General features: G+C 64.1%; 12 protein-coding genes and 3 tRNA genes. 4 read left to right on the top strand and 11 right to left on the bottom strand.

The window, feature by feature from the left end; genetic code table 11:
* Positions 1-32: 32 nt before the first annotated feature.
* The 8 genes from typA to scpB all read right to left on the bottom strand — a co-directional run bounded on the left by typA (position 33) and on the right by scpB (position 11,746).
* The gene (typA, locus tag CEY08_RS01135) at positions 33-1,856 is read right to left on the bottom strand and encodes a translational GTPase TypA (protein WP_063641684.1); all 1,824 of its coding nucleotides are present in this window, start codon (positions 1,854-1,856) and stop codon (positions 33-35) included.
* Between the two features lie 16 nt (positions 1,857-1,872).
* Positions 1,873-2,604, bottom strand: a complete 732-nt coding sequence (gene truB / locus CEY08_RS01140; protein WP_042792585.1) for a tRNA pseudouridine(55) synthase TruB — start codon at positions 2,602-2,604, stop codon at positions 1,873-1,875.
* A 38-nt stretch (positions 2,605-2,642) separates the two neighbouring features.
* Complete coding sequence (gene rbfA, locus CEY08_RS01145) at positions 2,643-3,044, bottom strand: 30S ribosome-binding factor RbfA (RefSeq protein WP_006388333.1); 402 nt, start codon at positions 3,042-3,044, stop codon at positions 2,643-2,645.
* 24 nt (positions 3,045-3,068) lie between these two features.
* Positions 3,069-6,119: a translation initiation factor IF-2 gene (infB, locus tag CEY08_RS01150; protein ID WP_063961829.1), complete on the bottom strand. Its 3,051-nt coding sequence runs from the start codon at positions 6,117-6,119 to the stop codon at positions 3,069-3,071.
* A 91-nt stretch (positions 6,120-6,210) separates the two neighbouring features.
* On the bottom strand, positions 6,211-7,689 hold the full coding sequence (gene nusA, locus CEY08_RS01155) for a transcription termination factor NusA (RefSeq protein WP_042792584.1): 1,479 nt from the start codon (positions 7,687-7,689) through the stop codon (positions 6,211-6,213).
* Entirely contained in the window at positions 7,686-8,189 is a 504-nt protein-coding gene (rimP, locus tag CEY08_RS01160) for a ribosome maturation factor RimP (protein ID WP_042796853.1), read from the bottom strand. Before rimP ends, nusA begins: the two co-directional genes overlap by 4 nt.
* A 450-nt stretch (positions 8,190-8,639) precedes the next feature.
* Positions 8,640-10,412 (bottom strand): pseudouridine synthase, encoded by a 1,773-nt coding sequence (locus CEY08_RS01165; RefSeq protein WP_084738607.1) that lies wholly within the window; start codon positions 10,410-10,412, stop codon positions 8,640-8,642.
* A gap of 35 nt (positions 10,413-10,447) precedes the next feature.
* On the bottom strand, positions 10,448-11,746 hold the full coding sequence (gene scpB / locus CEY08_RS01170; protein WP_076815639.1) for an SMC-Scp complex subunit ScpB: 1,299 nt from the start codon (positions 11,744-11,746) through the stop codon (positions 10,448-10,450).
* A gap of 61 nt (positions 11,747-11,807) precedes the next feature.
* Between scpB and CEY08_RS01175 the strand changes: the two genes are divergently transcribed.
* A tRNA-Met gene (locus CEY08_RS01175) sits at positions 11,808-11,884 on the top strand.
* Between the two features lie 694 nt (positions 11,885-12,578).
* On the opposite strand, the gene CEY08_RS01180 is transcribed toward CEY08_RS01175, so the two are convergent.
* From CEY08_RS01180 to CEY08_RS01190, 3 genes are all read right to left on the bottom strand, one after another.
* Positions 12,579-13,484 (bottom strand): LysR family transcriptional regulator, encoded by a 906-nt coding sequence (locus tag CEY08_RS01180; protein ID WP_088607564.1) that lies wholly within the window; start codon positions 13,482-13,484, stop codon positions 12,579-12,581.
* A 123-nt stretch (positions 13,485-13,607) separates the two neighbouring features.
* The gene (locus CEY08_RS01185; protein WP_076815641.1) at positions 13,608-14,609 is read right to left on the bottom strand and encodes a CobW family GTP-binding protein; all 1,002 of its coding nucleotides are present in this window, start codon (positions 14,607-14,609) and stop codon (positions 13,608-13,610) included.
* Positions 14,610-14,690: 81 nt separating this feature from the next.
* Positions 14,691-14,766, bottom strand: a tRNA-Asn gene (locus tag CEY08_RS01190).
* A 225-nt stretch (positions 14,767-14,991) separates the two neighbouring features.
* Here CEY08_RS01190 and CEY08_RS01195 point away from each other — a divergent pair.
* The 3 genes from CEY08_RS01195 to CEY08_RS01205 all read left to right on the top strand — a co-directional run bounded on the left by CEY08_RS01195 (position 14,992) and on the right by CEY08_RS01205 (position 17,169).
* Positions 14,992-15,067, top strand: a tRNA-Thr gene (locus CEY08_RS01195).
* Between the two features lie 117 nt (positions 15,068-15,184).
* Positions 15,185-15,844, top strand: coding sequence for a response regulator (locus CEY08_RS01200; protein WP_042792579.1), 660 nt, complete (start codon positions 15,185-15,187; stop codon positions 15,842-15,844).
* Positions 15,841-17,169, top strand: a complete 1,329-nt coding sequence (locus tag CEY08_RS01205) for an ATP-binding protein (protein ID WP_063641689.1) — start codon at positions 15,841-15,843, stop codon at positions 17,167-17,169. The genes CEY08_RS01200 and CEY08_RS01205 overlap by 4 nt, the downstream gene beginning before the upstream one ends.
* The last annotated feature ends 16 nt before the right edge of the window (positions 17,170-17,185 follow it).

Consider the following 17,185-nt stretch of genomic DNA (forward strand, 5'->3'; position numbering starts at 1 on the left):
ATGGAGCGGAGCCGCGCTTCGCTTCATGCCATTTAGACAGCGGCTTCGCGCGCGGCGCGCTTGCGCTCGTTTTCCTGCAGGAAGCGCTTGCGCAGACGGATCGACTTGGGCGTGATTTCCACGAGTTCGTCGTCGTCGATGAATTCCACGGCGTACTCCAGCGACATCTGGATGGGCGGAACCAGGCGCACGGCTTCGTCGGTGCCCGAGGCGCGCACGTTGGTCAGCTGCTTGCCCTTGATGGGGTTCACGACCAGATCGTTGTCGCGGCTATGGATGCCGATGATCATGCCTTCATACAGCGCATCGCCCGGATTCACGAACATGCGGCCGCGATCTTGCAGCTTCCACAGCGCGTAGGCCACGGCATCGCCGTTGTCCTGGCTGATCAGCACGCCATTGCGGCGCTCGCCGATGGAGCCTTCCTTGATCGGCGCGTATTCGTGGAAAATGTGGCTCATCAGGCCCGTGCCGCGCGTCAGCGTCAGGAATTCGTTCTGGAAGCCGATCAGGCCGCGAGCCGGGATCAGGTATTCCAGGCGGGTGCGGCCACGGCCATCCGGCTGCATGTCTTGCAGATCGCCCTTGCGGCGGCCCAGCTCTTCCATCACGCCGCCCTGGTGGGCGTCTTCGACGTCGACGGTCAGCGACTCGAACGGCTCGCACTTCACGCCGTCGATGTCCTTGAACACCACGCGCGGACGCGACACGGCCAGCTCGTAGCCTTCGCGGCGCATCGTTTCCAGCAGAATGGTCAGGTGCAGTTCGCCACGGCCCGACACTTCGAACACGGTGTCGTCGCCGGTATCGCGCACGCGCAGCGCCACGTTGGACTTCAGTTCGCGATCCAGGCGGTCGCGCAGTTGGCGGCTGGTCACGAACTTGCCTTCGCGGCCGGCCAGCGGCGAGGTGTTCACCATGAAGTTCATGGTCAGGGTGGGCTCGTCGATGCGCAGCATCGGCAGCACATCCTGGACGGCCGTATCGGTCACCGTGCAACCGATGCCCAGGTCTTCGATACCGTTGATCAGCACGATGTCGCCGGCTTCGGCTTCGTCCACGACGATGCGCTCCAGGCCATGGAACTTCAGCACCTGGTTGATGCGGCCGCGGCCGCCCTGGCCTTCGGGGCCGAACTTGTAGGCCACTTCCATGCCGGGACGCATGCGGCCGCGGTTGATGCGACCCACGCCGATCTTGCCGACGTAGCTGTTGTAGTCCAGCGAGATGATCTGCATTTGCAGCGGACCGTTGGGATCGTCGTCGCGCTGCGGCACGTGTTCCAGAATGGCTTCGAACAGCGGACGCATATTGCCTTCGCGCACGTCCGGATTCAGGCCGGCGTAGCCCGACAGGCCCGAGGCGTAGACCACCGGGAAGTCCAGCTGCTCGTCGGTGGCGCCCAGCTTGTCGAACAGGTCGAACGTGGCGTTGATGACGTAATCGGTGCGAGCGCCCGGGCGGTCGACCTTGTTGACCACGACGATGGGCTTCAGGCCCAGGGCCAGCGCCTTGCGGGTCACGAAAATCGTCTGAGGCATGGGGCCTTCAACCGCGTCCACCAGCAGCAACACGCCGTCGACCATGGACAGCACGCGCTCGACTTCGCCGCCGAAGTCCGCGTGTCCCGGGGTGTCGATGATGTTGATGTGCGTGCCTTCGTATTCGACGGCACAGTTCTTGGCCAGAATCGTAATGCCGCGTTCCTTTTCCAGGTCGTTCGAGTCCATGACCCGTTCGGCCACCGCCTGGTTTTCGCGGAAGGTACCGGATTGGCGCAGCAACTGGTCGACCAGGGTGGTTTTACCGTGGTCCACGTGGGCGATGATGGCGACGTTGCGCAAGGCGCGAGTCATAGCGAGTCCTTTAAGTTCAGGTGGCGGGCAGCAAGCCCGCCGGCAATTCGTTCAATGCAAGCAATGCCTGCTTGGGGTCTGGCATGGCCTGCAAGGCATCCAGCGCAACGGCGCGATCCAGGGAAAACGGCCCGACGTGCGTGCGCCGCAGCGCCGTCAGGTGGGCGTAACAGCCCAGCACGCGCCCGATGTCCTGGGCCAGTGTCCGGATGTATGTGCCTTTACTGCATGCCACATCGATCTCTGCCTGCGTCCCGTTCAAGGACAGCAGTTCGATGCGGTAAATCGTGATCTGGCGCGGCGGCCGTTCCAGCTCGATGCCGGCGCGCGCATACTCGTACAAAGGTTTGCCGTCGCGCTTGAGCGCCGAATACATGGGCGGAATCTGTTCGATCGTGCCCGAGAATCGTGACAGCGCGTCGCGCAGCGCCTGTTCATCCACCGTAAACCCGGGCTCGGCGGTAGAAACGATATTGCCGGTCAGGTCGCCCGAATCGGTTTCGGAGCCAAATTGCAGCGTAGCGCGATATGCCTTGTCGGCGTTGAGCATCGCGCCGGAAATCTTGGTTGCGCGGCCCATGCAGCACACCAGCAGGCCGGTGGCGAAGGGATCCAGCGTGCCCGTATGGCCGGCTTTCGCCGCGTCCATGGCACGCTTGGCGCGTTGCAGGGCGTGATTACTCGACAAACCTACGGGTTTGTCGAGCAACAGCACACCGTCGAGCGTAAGCCCGCGTCGTTTAGCCATCGTCGGAATCCGGTTTTAAAGCAGTGACGACAGCCCGATCAGGACTGGTCTTCAGGTTCGTCGGGCACGCCCGAGTGCGGGCCGGGCCGATTTGCGCGGTCGATGAGGATCGACATCTCGATGCCACGGGCGATTTGCTCGTCGTGGAAGAAGCGCAAAGTGGGGACAGTATGTATGTGCAGCAGCTTGTACAGCTGGGAATGCAGCCAACCGGCTTTTTCGTTCAGCAAGGCGGTCGCGGCTTCGGGCTCAGCACCCAAAACCGTGAAATACACCTTCGCATGCGCGTAGTCGGTCGACAGTTCCACACCAGAGAGCGTGATCAGTCCGGCGCGGGTCGTGTCGATCTCGCGCTGGATGATCCCGGCCAGATCCTTCTGGATCTGGTCGGCCAACCGCAGATTGCGGCCGGGGATGGCTTTGGACTTGTGACGGCTCATTAGAAAAAATGCCTCGCGGACGCCTTACAGCGTACGCGCGATTTCCTTGATTTCAAAGACTTCCAGTTGGTCGCCCACCTGGATGTCGTTGTTGCCGCGCAGCGTAAGGCCGCAGTCGAAGCCCGACTTGACTTCCTTGACGTCGTCCTTGAAGCGGCGCAGCGAATCGAGCTGGCCGGTCCATTGGACCACGTTGTTGCGCAGCAGGCGGACTTGCGAATCGCGACGCACCAGGCCGTCCAGCACCATACAACCGGCAATATTGCCGATGCGGGAGATGCTGTAAACCTCGCGGATCTCGACCAAGCCGATGACTTCTTCCTTCTTCTCGGGCGCCAGCATGCCCGACATGGCTGCCTTAACTTCGTCCACGGCGTCGTAGATGATGTTGTAGTAGCGCACGTCGATGCCGTTGGTCTCGGCCAGCTTCTTGGCGCTGGCTTCGGCGCGGACGTTGAAGCCGATCACGACAGCATTCGAGGCAATGGCCAGGTTGATGTCGCTTTCCGAGATGCCGCCCACGGCCGCGTGCACGACCTGCACACGCACTTCGTCGGTCGACAGCTTGGTCAAGGACTGCACCAGCGCCTCCTGCGAACCCTGGACGTCGGTCTTCACGATCAGGGCCAGGGTCTGCGTGCCTTCGCCCAGGTTGTCGAACATGGACTCGAGCTTGGCGGCCTGCTGGCGGGCCAGCTTGACGTCGCGGAACTTGCCTTGGCGGAACAGTGCGATTTCGCGCGCCTTGCGCTCGTCGGACAGCACCATCAATTCGTCGCCGGCGGCAGGCACTTCGGTCAGGCCCTGGATTTCCACCGGGATCGACGGACCGGCTTCCTGGATGGGTTTGCCGTTTTCGTCCAGCATGGCGCGCACGCGGCCGAAGCTCGCGCCGGCCAGCACCACGTCGCCGCGGTGCAGCGTGCCGCTTTGCACCAGGATGGTCGCGACCGGGCCGCGGCCCTTGTCGAGACGGGCTTCGATCACCAGGCCCTTGGCGGGCGCGTCGACCGGCGCCTTCAGTTCCAGCACTTCGGCCTGCAGCAGCACGTTCTCGAGCAGATCGTCGATGCCCTCGCCGGTCTTGGCCGACACGGACACGAACGGCACGTCGCCGCCGTATTCTTCCGGCACCACTTCCTCGGCCACCAGTTCCTGCTTGACGCGGTCGGGGTTGGCGGTGGGCTTGTCGATCTTGGTCATCGCCACGACCATGGGCACACCTGCAGCCTTGGCGTGGTGGATGGCTTCGCGGGTCTGAGGCATCACGCCGTCGTCGGCCGCGCAAACCAGGATGACGATGTCAGTCGCCTTGGCGCCGCGGGCACGCATGGCGGTAAACGCTTCGTGGCCCGGGGTGTCGAGGAAGGTCACCATGCCGCGTTCGGTCTGAACGTGGTAGGCGCCGATGTGCTGCGTAATGCCGCCGGCTTCGCCCGCGGCAACCTTGGCGCGGCGGATGTAGTCCAGCAGCGACGTCTTACCGTGGTCGACGTGGCCCATGACGGTCACGACCGGCGCGCGCGGCAGCTGTTCGGCTTCCGACACGTTGGAGGTTTCGTCCAGGAAGGCTTCCGGATCGTCCAGCTTGGCGGCGATCGCCACGTGGCCGAGTTCCTCGACCACGATCATGGCCGTTTCCTGGTCCAACACCTGGTTGATGGTGACCATCTGGCCCAGCTTCATCAATTGCTTGATGACCTCGGCGGCCTTGACGGACATCTTGTGGGCCAGGTCGGCCACGCTGATGGTTTCCGGCACGTGGACTTCACGCGCGATGAATTCCTGCGGTGCCGGTTCGCTGCGGCGATCGTTCTGCTGGTTGCGGCCGCCTCGACCGCCCTTGCCGCCACCCTTGCCGCCAGCGCGCCAGCCGTCACGGCTGGCCGGGGCTGCCGGTTTGTCGGCGGGCTTCTTGCGCGAGGAGTCCTCGGACCAGGTCGAGGCGACTTCGGCCGTCTTGATGGTCTTCTTCGCACCGGGCGCGGCGGGCTTGGCGTCCTTCTTGGCGCCAGGAGCGGCGCCCGGCTTGCCGGCGGGCTTGTGCAGCGTGCCCGAAATCGGCGCCGCGGCGGCGGGCGCTTCCGGCTCGGGAGCGCGCAGCACCTTGCGCGGGCGGTTCAGCATCTCGCGCAGCGCGGCGGCTTCGGCCTCGGCGGCGCGGCGAGCCTCGTCGCGAGCCGCCGACGTGGCGGAGGCGGCAAGAGGCGGGCCGGCGCGGCGGTTGTCCGCACGATTGCCCACCTTGACGGCGGGCGCGGCGGGCTCGGGCTTCGCGGCGGACTTGACGGGTTCGGACTTCGCGGCAGGCTGAGCCTGGGCGACAGGCGCGGCGGCCTGGGAGGAAGATGGTTCGGACTTATTGGCTAGCACAACGGGTTCCGGCTTGGCTTCTTCAGCCTTGGGCTCGGTGGATTCAGTCTTGACTTCGGGCTTGGCCTTTTCGGCCACGGGCTCGGCAGGAGCAGGCGCGGGCGTCGGTTCGGGTTCAGGCTGGGCCTGGACTTCGGCGGCTTTCGCCTCGACGGGTGCGGGCGCTTCGGCCGCGACGGATTCAACAGGAGCGGGCGCTTCAACCGGCGCGGGCGCTTCTGCAGCAACGGGTTCTTCCGCCTTGGCCGGGGCCGCAGCCTCGGCCTGGACGGGAGCGGCCTCGCGAGGAGCGGCCGTGGCGGGAGCCTCGGGCGCGGCGGCGGGCGCCGACACCAGCGGCGTCTCTTCGACGGCGGCCTCTTCTTCGGCACGCGCGGACGCGGCCTGTTCCAGGGCGATTTCGGAGGGATCACGCTTGACGAACACGCGCTTCTTACGCACCTCGACCTGGATCGTGCGCGAACGGCCAGTGGCGTCGGCCTGGCGGATCTCGGACGTCTGGCGGCGCGTCAGGGTGATCTTCTTGCCTTCGGTCGCGCCGTGGGCGCGACGCAGCGATTCGAGCAATTTCGCCTTGTCGCTGTCGGTGACGGAATCGTCGACCGATTTGAGGTCAACGCCGGCCGAGCGCAGCTGTTCCAGCAGCACATTGGCAGGCATTTTCAGCTCGGTAGCGAACTGCGCGACGGTATTACTCGACATTAGGCTCTCTCTTCCCTATATGCAGCTATTACAAACAACGTGAACTCGCGGCGGATGGCATTCCGCCCGCCGCGGACCCGTGTCCTTTTGGTTATTCTTCGTCGAACCAATGGGCGCGGGCACGCATAATGAGATCGCTGGCTTCCTGTTCGGTCAGACCGGCGATTTCCGCCAGTTCGTCCGTTGCCAGTTCAGCCAGATCATCACGCGTATGCACTTGGCGCTCGGCCAGCTTGGCAGCCAGCTCGGGCGTCATGCCTTCGAGTTCAAGCAAATCCTGCGCGGTCTCAAGGCGCTCTTCCTGGGCGATCGCCTCGGTCAGCAGCGCATTGCGGGCACGGGCGCGCAACTCATTGATGGTGTCTTCGTCAAAAGCCTCGATTTCCAGCAGTTCCTGCATGGGCACGTAGGCGATTTCCTCGATACCGGTAAAACCTTCGTCGATAAGGATGTCTGCGACTTCCTCGTCGACGTCCAGCTTGCTCATGAACGTGGTGCGCAGGCCGGACCGCTCGACTTCCTGGCGGTTCAGGCTTTCTTCCGGCGTCATGATGTTGATCTGCCAGCCGGTCAGCTCGGAAGCCAGGCGCACGTTCTGACCCTTGGCGCCGATGGCCTTGGGCAGGTTTTCTTCGTCCACCACGACGTCCATCGCGTGCTTGTCTTCATCAACGACGATGGACTCGACGTTGGCCGGCGCCAAGGCGCCGATGACAAACTGCGCGGGGTCTTCCGACCACAGCACGATATCGACCTGTTCGCCGCCCAGCTCGTTGCGCACGGCGGTAACGCGCGAACCGCGCATGCCCACGCAGGTGCCGATCGGGTCGATGCGCTTATCGTATGCCACCACGGCGATCTTCGCACGCACGCCGGCGTCGCGAGCCGCGGCCTTGATCTCCAGCAGGCCTTGCTCGATCTCGGGCACTTCATTCTCGAACAGCTGGCGGATGAATTCCGGCGCGGTGCGCGACAGGATCACCTGCTGGCCACGAGCGGCGTGGTCTACGCGCAACACAAAAGCGCGGACACGATCGGCCACCCGGAGGTTTTCCTTCGGGATCATTTCGGAGCGCGGCAGGCGCGCTTCGATCTTGCCGGTTTCGACGATGGCGTCGCCCTTGTCCATGCGCTTGATTGTGCCGGACACGATGGTCTCGCCGCGATCCAGGAAGTCGTTCAGCACCTGTTCGCGCTCGGCATCGCGGATCTTCTGCAGGATGGCCTGCTTGGCGGCCTGCGCGCCGATGCGGCCGAACTCGATGGGTTCGAGCGGCTCTTCGATGTATTCGCCTTCCTTGATGCCGGGGACGATTTCCTGCGCGTCCGACAGCATTTCCTGCTTGTCGGGTTCTTGCAGGCCAGCTTCGTCAGGCACGACCAGCCAGCGGCGGAAGCCTTCGTGATCGCCCGTGTCCCTATCGATGGCGACACGAATGTCCGCATCATCCTTGAAGCGCTTTTTCATCGCCGAGGCCAACGCGCTTTCCAGCGCGCCGAATACGACGTCGCGCGTGACGTTCTTTTCACGCGCCAAGGCATCGACCAACAGAAGAATTTCGCGACTCATCGCTTTTTGCCCTTGAAATCCAGAACGGGATCCAGTTTTGCACGTTCGATATCATCGACCGTGAAATTCAACACCTGGACTTCGTTCTTTTTTGCCTCAAATTCGAGACCGAACACGGTCTTTTGCACCCCAGCGGCCGCGTCGGAGGCTGCGGCGTCGTCTTCGGGCACCGACAGGGTGCCGGCAAAGACCTTACGGCCGTCCAATGCCTCGCGCAGCTTGATTTCGATGCGCTCGCCTGCGAAGCGCCGGAAATCGGCCTCGTTGCGCAACGGGCGGTCCACGCCCGGCGAACCGACTTCCAACCGTTTGTAGTCGACGTTTTCGACCTCAAACACCCGCGACAACTGGCGGGACACCTGTTCACAGTCTTCGATGCGCACACCGCCGACCCGATCGATCGTGACGCGCAAAAGGCCCAGGGCGGCACGCTCGACGTCCACGAGTTCGACGTCCATGCCGGCCAGAGCCTCTTTGGTCAATGCGAATAAATCAGCCATATACTCAAAAAAAATGGGCTGCACGCCCAGCCCACCGTATTGCACAGCGCCCAGCCGCTACCCTACTGCACGTAAGGAGCAATGCTGGGCAGTGCCCTATATTGCGACCTAAATTTGGCTTGCGCCGCCCCAGGCCAGTCCTGACCCGCCGCCCCGATCCGCAATCCGGACCAAGCGGCATCTGGCGCAAAGTCCGATGCCAACCGCCAGGCTGCCGCCGACGCACTTTTGCGCGTAATTGCCGCAGTTTGTCCCGCGCTTTTTTCCCGCGCTTGCAATCACAGTTGCAATGCAGCGCGGCCCTGCGGCACGCAAACGGCAACGACACGAAGCCATGAAAACCATTGATTTTACCAGATAAACTGGAAAAACGCCTGATTCCTCACGGGCTTACGTTTATGTGGGACATATCCCACGCGGCGGCGCGGCCAGCGCGCCGCCCGGAGGCGCTCAACGCCCCTGGCGACCACGCCCGCCCATCACGCCCAGGCGGGATTCGTGCGCGGATGCGCCGCGCGGTTGCCAGTCATCGCCGCGGGGGGCCGACGAGGCATTGCGGGGCGCGCGCGGCTTGCCGCCAGCACCCGGACCCTTATTGCCGGAGCCGGCCGACTTGTTACCGCCCCGGCCGCCGCCAGCACCCGCCGGCTTGCCGCCACGGCCAGCGTTGCCGCGAGGTCCGGCAGGCTTGCCGCCCGCCGGCCGGCGATTGCCCGCCGGCGCTTCGGCCGCATTGCCAGCGCCCACTTCGGCCGATGCGACATTGCCAGGCTGCCCTCCGGCTGCCGCAGCACGCGGACCACGCGGCTTGCCACCCGATTTGCCGCCCGGCTTGCCGCCTTGCTTGCCGCCCGAACGGCCACCAGGCGCCGCCGAACGGCCGCCGGACTTGCCGCCCTTGCGATTACCACCCGCCCCCTCTCCCGACAGCGGATGACCGTTGGCATAGCCGCCTGCGATCATCAAGCCCGTGCCGAATGGGTCCGACGGACACGCGGCTGCCTGACCCGCGCTGCCCAGGCGGCCACCTTGCAATTTGCCGCGGCGGCCGATGCGAGCGCCATTCATGCCATTGCGATCCATGGTGCCAAAGCCCGGGGGCAAGGCGCTGTCATGGGACTGAGGCTGCTTGGAACGGCGGCGATTGCCACCAGATTCGTCGTCATCGCGCAACAGGCCCAACTGGACCATCAGCGCCGTAACCAGGGAGGGATCCAATTCATCCCAACGGCCGCGGCGCAGCGTGCGCGGCAGGACCACGTCGCCAAAGCGCGTGCGGATCAGCCGGCTGACCGTGACACCCACCGCCTCGAACATGCGGCGCACTTCGCGATTACGGCCTTCCTGCAGCGTGACGCGGTACCAGCGGTTGCTGCCATCGCCACCCAGGTAGTCCAGCGCGCCAAACGCGGCCAGACCGTCTTCGAGCTCGATGCCATCGACCAGCGACTGGCGCTGGGCTTCGTCCATTTCGCCCAACACGCGGACTGCATATTCGCGCTCGGTACCGTAGCGCGGATGCATGATGCGGTTGGCCATGTCGCCGGAAGTGGTGAAGATCAACAGACCTTCGGTGTTCAAGTCCAGGCGCCCCACCGACAGCCACTTGCCCGTGCGCAGCTTGGGCAGGCGGGCAAAGACACTGGCGCGACCGCCCGGATCGTCGTGGCTGACGATCTCGCCGGCCGGCTTGTGATACAGGATCACGCGCGGCGGCTTTTTCGTATTCACGCGCATGATGGGCTTGCCATTGACGCGCACTTGATCATTGGGCGCCACGCGCTGGCCGATATGGGCCGGCTCGCCGTTGACGGAAACCCGCCCGGCGACGATCAGCTCTTCCATCTCGCGGCGCGAACCGATGCCGGCGTCGGCCAGCACCTTGTGCAGCTTGGGCATGACCGAATCGCTGTTCAGATACTTACCCAGGCGCTGCTCCATGCGGTCAGCGGTTTCCAGATAGGACAACGCTTGCTCGGCTTCCTGCTCGGTGCCGCGGGATTCCTGGGGTTCGGCCTGGACGGCTGCCGGCGCTGCAGGCTGGGCTTCGCCCGCCGGCGCCTGCTCGGCAGCGGCATCGCCGCGACGGCGGCGGAACGGCGTTCTCAACTTGCGGCCGCGGCCACGGGCACCCGCCTCGCCTTCTGCCGCCGGCTCGCGCGCGGCGGACTCCGGTTGGCCGTTGGAAACGGGATCATCCGAACGGGGATTGTCGTCCTGCATTGTTGTATTCGTTGTCACTGGGACAGCTCCGAATTTCAAACTTGGGTGGGCCTGCCTGCGGCAGGCTCGTCATCATCTGGGGACACCGGCTCTCGGTCGGCCTCGGGCCGCTCGAAACCTGCCTCGTCCGATTCCGGAGAGGCGGCATCCGGGCCAGGCCGAACAGGATCGCCAAGACCGGAAGCGGGCTCATGCCCGGCGGCGTCAGGCGCCACGGTGTCGGTCTCGTCAATCGGGTCGGTCGGTTCCGCGTGTTTTGCGTTCTCGACGCTTTCCTTTGCAGCACCGGCTTCTGGGGCATCGGCGGCTATATCGGAAATGTCGTTGTCAGCCGCGTCGTCGGGAAAACCGGACATGGCTGACGTATTGGACAAGCCTTCGGCTTGCTCCCGGACGGTGAGTTCGTCTGCGGGATCCGCGCCTTCTTCTGTGCGCGAAAGCACGGATTCTACGCTATCGACGGGGGCTATGGGTACATCCTGTTCCGAAACAGACAATTCCGCAACCGGAATACTCAAGCCGGCCTCGTCAGTTTCTTGCGCCACGGCGGATGCCTCGCCTTCGGAAGCCTCTTCGCCTTCGGAAGCCTCTTCGCCCTCGGAAGCCTGCTCGCCCTCGGCAGCAGCCTCGCCCTCCGTAACCGCCTCGTCCCTGACCACGGCCTCATCCCCGGCGGCGGCCTCGGACTGCTCCGCAGCCGCTGCACCATCTCCGGCGGGCGCGTCGCCCTCGCCCGCAGCCAGGGGCTCTTCCGTGCCCATCACCTGCTGCACTTCGCCCAAGTCCAACCCGGCAAGCGCCGCAGCCGCCTGGGCAGACTCCAGCGCAGGCAATTCGTCCAGAGCACGCAGGCCCAGGTCATCAAGAAACTGACGGGTAGTGCCGAACAAGGCAGGCCGGCCCGGCGCATCGCGGTGGCCGATGACCTCGATCCAGCCGCGATCCTCGAGCGCCTTCACGATCTGGGAAGACACCGTAACGCCGCGGATATCCTCGATATCGCCTCGGGTCACCGGCTGGCGCCACGCAACAATGGCAAGCGTTTCCATCACCGCGCGAGAATACTTCGGTGGCTTTTCCGGATTGAGGCGCTCCAGGTAGCGCTGCATGCGCGGACGGCTCTGAAAGCGCCACCCGGTAGCCAATTGCACCAGCTCCAGACCACCGTCGGCCCAATTGGCCTGCAGCGTCTCCAGAAGCGTGCGCAACGCACTGTTATCGAATTGTTCATCGTCCCCGAATAGCTTGCGCATATCGGACAGTTGCATCGGCTGCGCCGCGCAAAGCAGCGCGGTTTCCAATACGAGTATTGCCTCGCTATCGTTCATCGACATTCAAATTCAAAAGGGCTAACTTGCGCTAGGTTAAAAATAAGGCTACTATTCATTTCTCAGACGCGGGGTGGAGCAGTCTGGCAGCTCGTCGGGCTCATAACCCGAAGGTCGTAGGTTCAAATCCTGCCCCCGCAACCAAATTGATCAAGGCCTGGCGAATGCGCCGGGCCTTTTTCATTTGCGGCGCCGGTAAAAGTTTGCGAAAACGGCAAACCCGACAGCGTCCGCCCACCCAGCACGCCCGCACAGGCACCCACCGCCGCACCGACGGCCTGGGCGGCTCGCCAGCAACAGATAGCGTGGGTTTGCGAATTTCTCACTGGATTCCTGTGTTTACCGCCACGCGCCCCGGATACACGTATCCCGGGCATGCGCCGAAACGACCGCGCCAATCGGGATTGGGCGGAATGCCTGCCACGCCCCGCGCAGCAAACACTCAAGCAAATTCTGGAAAAGCCGGCACAAATCGCCGACCAGCCTGCGGAGCACGCCGGCAAACCGGCGTTATCTTCCTGCGGCAATCGATATCAAGGACCTGAATCTTCAAGGATCGGGCTCCGTGGACGGCAAACAGACCGCCGCAAACCACACACCCGACACGCTCCCCCGGTGCACACGGAAACCGATTCCGCGATGCCGCGCCCCATTTCGGGCCGCAACCACGATTCTTGGATATTTTCTAAGACCACATGCGCGACGGACGCCAGTCCGCTGCATACGGCAGCCGGAAACCCCCCGAAGCCACCGCGCCAAGCATGTTCAAGCAGTAATGTGATTATACCGCCATATACCCCGCCCTCAAGCCTGGACGGCGCCACCCGAGGCGCGAAAACTACGAAGCAGGCTTGTCCCACGGCGTGGATTCAAGGCGAGCCACCAGAAAATCCAGCATGGACCGCAAGATCAAGGGCATCTGACGGCGCGAGACGTAAACGCCGTAGATACCCAATTCCTGAGGCTTGCTTTGCGTCAGGATGGCCCGCAAACGGCCCGACGCAATGTAGTCCGCAGCGTAGTAGGTCGGCAGCATGGCGATCCCCGCCCCCTCCACCGCCGCGCGCGACAGCACGGACACCTCGTTCGCGCTGATGTTGCCGCTGACTGGCACATCCACCAGCTCGCCGTCTCGCTCAAATCGCCACAGGCTCTTGCCAAAATAGGAATGAGTCAGGCAGTTGCGCAACGACAGGTCCTCGATACGCGCGGGCACACCTTCGCGCTGCAGATATTCCGGCGAAGCACAGACCACCGAACGGCAGACGGCGAGCTTGCGGGCAATCAGGTTGGGATCCAGGTCATTCGTAATGCGCACCGCCAGATCCACGCGCTCTTCCACCAGATTGACAGCGCGATCGACCAGCATCAGGTCCACCGAAGTGCCCGGATGCAGCTTGACATAGTCGGTGATGGCGCTAGCCAGATGGCGGGACCCGAACGACATGCTGGTAGTGATGCGCAACAGCCCCCGCGGGCTGTCATCAGGAGTCGATACGGCATTGCGCAGATCACCCACCATGTCGAGCATCTGCCGGCAGCGCGGCAGGGTTTCGGCGCCGGCGGGCGTCAGGCTCAGGCGCCGCGTCGTGCGATGCAACAAGCGCACCCCGACCCACTGCTCCATTTCCGCCAGATAGCGCGACACCATGGCGCGCGACATGTCCAGATGAATCGCCGCCGCCGACAGGCTGCCCCTGTCAGCGACCTCCACGAATACCTGCATGGCCTTCAGACGATCCATGATTGTCTCGATTCTTGCACCAGACTGCTCCGGTTATAACGTATTTTGGTGCAACGACGACACCAAAATCGAGACCGCCAACCAGAGGATGCAGGCAGGGCCGGGCAATCCGGCGCAGGCAAATCAGGGAACAGGCTGCCCCAGCGCGGCGCGCACGGAAGCGTGAACTCCAGCCGCATCCGGACCACGCAGGATGCACACAAGGCGCGACTGCCGATCCGCATCCGGCCATTGATCAAGCTGACGCACCGGATAGAGCTCGCCATGCACGCCATGCACTTCGCACGGCAGCGACTCCCCATCGAAACACACCAGCCCCTTCATCCGCAGCAAGTCCCGGCCGTGCTCCTCCAGGATGCGGGACACGCCCGCGAGAAAGGTCGCGCGCCCAAGCGGCACCGCCAATATCAGGGAAAAACTGCTCACGTTTCCATGCCCTGTCGCCCGGGGCTGCGCGAAGGGCCGCAGCCAGTTCGCGAGACCCACGCCGTCGCGCCGGCCCCGCATACCCAGATCCGCGCGAAGCGCATCGGCAAGAGGCGCATCAGGCCATTGCACGCAGCCCAGCGCCCCCGGATTGATGGCGGCGACAGCCTGCGCCAGCCTATCCCGGCTGGCGGCATCCGCCAGATCCGGCTTGCTGATCACCACGACATCGGCCAGGGCCAACTGCCGCGCAGCCTCGGGCTGCCGCTCTAGCTGATCCAGCCCATTGCGCGCATCCACCACGACGATCGCGCCCCGGTACACATACCGCTCAGCCAGGAAACGGTCGTGCTTGAGAGTAAACAGGATGGGAGCAGGATCGGCCAGCCCGCTGGTTTCGATGAGCACACGTCGAAAGGGCCTGATCTTGCGGCTGAGCGCCAGCATGAACAGCTCGCGCAGCGCATCGACCACCGCGCCACTGACGACGCAGCAAAGGCAGCCACCTTCGACGAGCACAATGTTGTCGCGAGCCTGGCGCACCAAGTGGTGATCGACGCCCACTTCGCCGTATTCATTGACGATGACCACGGCGTCCGCATAAGCGGGATCTCGCAGCAGCCGGTTGAGCAACGACGTTTTGCCGCTGCCCAGGAAACCGGAAATCACCGTCACGCCGATGCGCCTGTCGCCTTCCATGTCCGATCTTCCACGTCCGCCAATCCGATGCCGACAAAAACCAAAAGGGCCATTCACTTGCGTGAATGACCCTGAATTCTTTGGCTCCCCGAGCTGGGCTCGAACCAGCGACCTGCGGATTAACAGTCCGTCGCTCTACCGACTGAGCTATCGGGGAACTGCTAAGAAACGAGATTATGAACTAAAAATTTGAACTGTGCAAATCGCAAATTTTTCGGGGCATTTTGCACGCCTGCTTGCCCATCGCCAAAAAACTCTGATATGATCTCGGTCTTTCCAGATCGGGCCCCATAAATCAGGGCAGCGAACCGGAAAAACAAAGATGTTTTGCTTGCGGTTCCAGCCCTGGACGATTCCAAGCGGGAACGAAGCAAATGGTCTTGCCGGCATAGCTCAGTTGGTAGAGCAGCGCATTCGTAATGCGAAGGTCGTAGGTTCGACTCCTATTGCCGGCACCAGATTCCAAAAAGCAGCCCTCTCGGGCTGCTTTTTTCATTTCCGCGCCCTGCCCGCCGCGGGAACTCCCGCGCGTCGCCTCGCGTCCAACTTGCTGGACCATCCTGGCGAACACCACCATGCGTATTCTTCTTGTCGAAGACGACCTCATGATAGGCGAGAGCGTGCTGGACTGCCTGCGCGCGGAACATTACGCCGTCGATTGGGTCAAGGACGGGAACGCCGCGGAACTTGCGCTGCGCACCGACACCTACGACCTCATACTGCTGGACCTGGGCCTGCCCAAGCGCGACGGCCTGTCACTGCTGCGCGACCTGAGGGCGCGCAAGGACCGCACGCCGGTGCTGATCGCCACTGCCCGCGACGCCGTGAGCGACCGGATCGCCGGTCTGGATGCGGGCGCCGACGATTATGTGGTCAAACCCTACGACGTGGACGAATTGCTGGCCCGCATGCGCGCGCTGATCCGCCGCAGCGCCGGCCGCGCCGAGCCAGTATTCGAGCACGAAGGCATCACCATAGACCCGCAGTCCCACGCCGCCATGGTGGACGGCAGCCCCGTCACGCTTACCGCCCGCGAATGGGCCGTGCTTGAACCGCTGATCGCGCGTCCGGGCATGATCTTTTCGCGTGCCCAACTTGAAGAAAAGCTGTACAGCTGGAAAGACAGCATCAGCAGCAATGCGGTTGAGGTTTATATTCATGGCCTGCGCAAGAAGCTGGGTCCGAACCTGATCCAGAACGTCAGAGGCGTCGGCTATGTCATCCCCAAAACATGAGCATTCCGCTTAGCTACTCACTGAGAGCCAGGCTGCTTTTTTTCCTGCTGGCCGCCATTGTGATCGGCGCGCTGGTGCAGGGCGCCATCGCTTACCGCAGCACGCTGGCGCAAGCGGACGACATCTTCGACTCCCTGCTGCAGCGCACCGCCCTGTCCCTGGGCACCGGAGACGGACTGCTCAGCACCGGGGTGTCGCACGCCCGCGGGGCGGGCTCCCCCGTGGCCGACGACCTGATCATCCAGATCTGGACACCGGACGGCGTGCGCGTCTTCAATTCCCGCTCGCGCCGCCCGCTGCCGGACCAGATCGTGCTCGGCTTTTCCGACGCCAAGATGGAAGGCAGCACCTACCGCGTGTATTCGCTGGCCACCCCGTTTCAGGTCATCCAGGTGGCGCAGGACATGAACGTACGCACGAGCATGGCGCGTGCGCTGGCGCTGCGCACCATCGCGCCCATCGCCGCCGCCGCGCCCCTGCTCATGCTGATCGTCTGGTGCGTGGTCAGCTGGTCGCTGCGGCCCGTGAAGCGCGCGCGCACACAGGTCGCCGCACGCCAACCCGAGGACCTCTCCCCCATCAGCGTGCAAGGCCTGCCGGATGAGATCCGCCCCCTGATGCAGGAGCTGAACCTGCTTCTGGAACGCATGCGCGGCGCCTTCGCACAGCAAAAACAATTCGTGGGTGACGCGGCGCACGAATTGCGTTCGCCACTGACCGCGCTGCGCCTGCAATTGCAGGCACTGCAGCGCGCGGGCGACGCGGACACCCGCCGGCTGGCCGAGCAGCGTCTGGCCGCCGGCATCGACCGCGCCACACGCCTGGTGGAGCAGTTGCTGTCCATGGCGCGCCACGAGAGCGCGGCCGGACAGGCCCCTTCCGAAGCGGTCGATCTGGCCGACGTGCTGCGCCAGGCGCTGTCCGAAATGCTGCCCCAGGCGAACGCCAAGTCGATCAGCATCGACCTGGACGGCGCGCCGCAAGCATGGGTGCAAGGACAGCGCGACGCGCTGGCCCTGCTGGTGCGCAACCTGCTGGATAACGCAGTCAAGTACACGCCCGCCGGCAAGCGCATCCACCTCCACCTGCAGCAGGCCGACCATGAGGCCGCGTTGCTGATCGACGACGAAGGCCCCGGCATCGCGCGGGAAGAACGCGAGCGCGTGTTCGACCGCTTTTATCGCGTGGAAGGCAATGCGCAGCACGGCAGCGGCCTGGGACTGGCGATCGCGCGTGCCATCGCCGAGCGGCACGGCGCCTCGATCGAGCTACTGGACACACCCACGGGCGAGGGCCTGCGCGTGAAGGTGGTTTTCCCGACTTAAGACTCCCCTAAGTGTC

Origin of the sequence: Achromobacter insolitus, assembly GCF_002209555.1 — a bacterium.
GTDB lineage: Bacteria > Pseudomonadota > Gammaproteobacteria > Burkholderiales > Burkholderiaceae_B > Achromobacter > Achromobacter insolitus.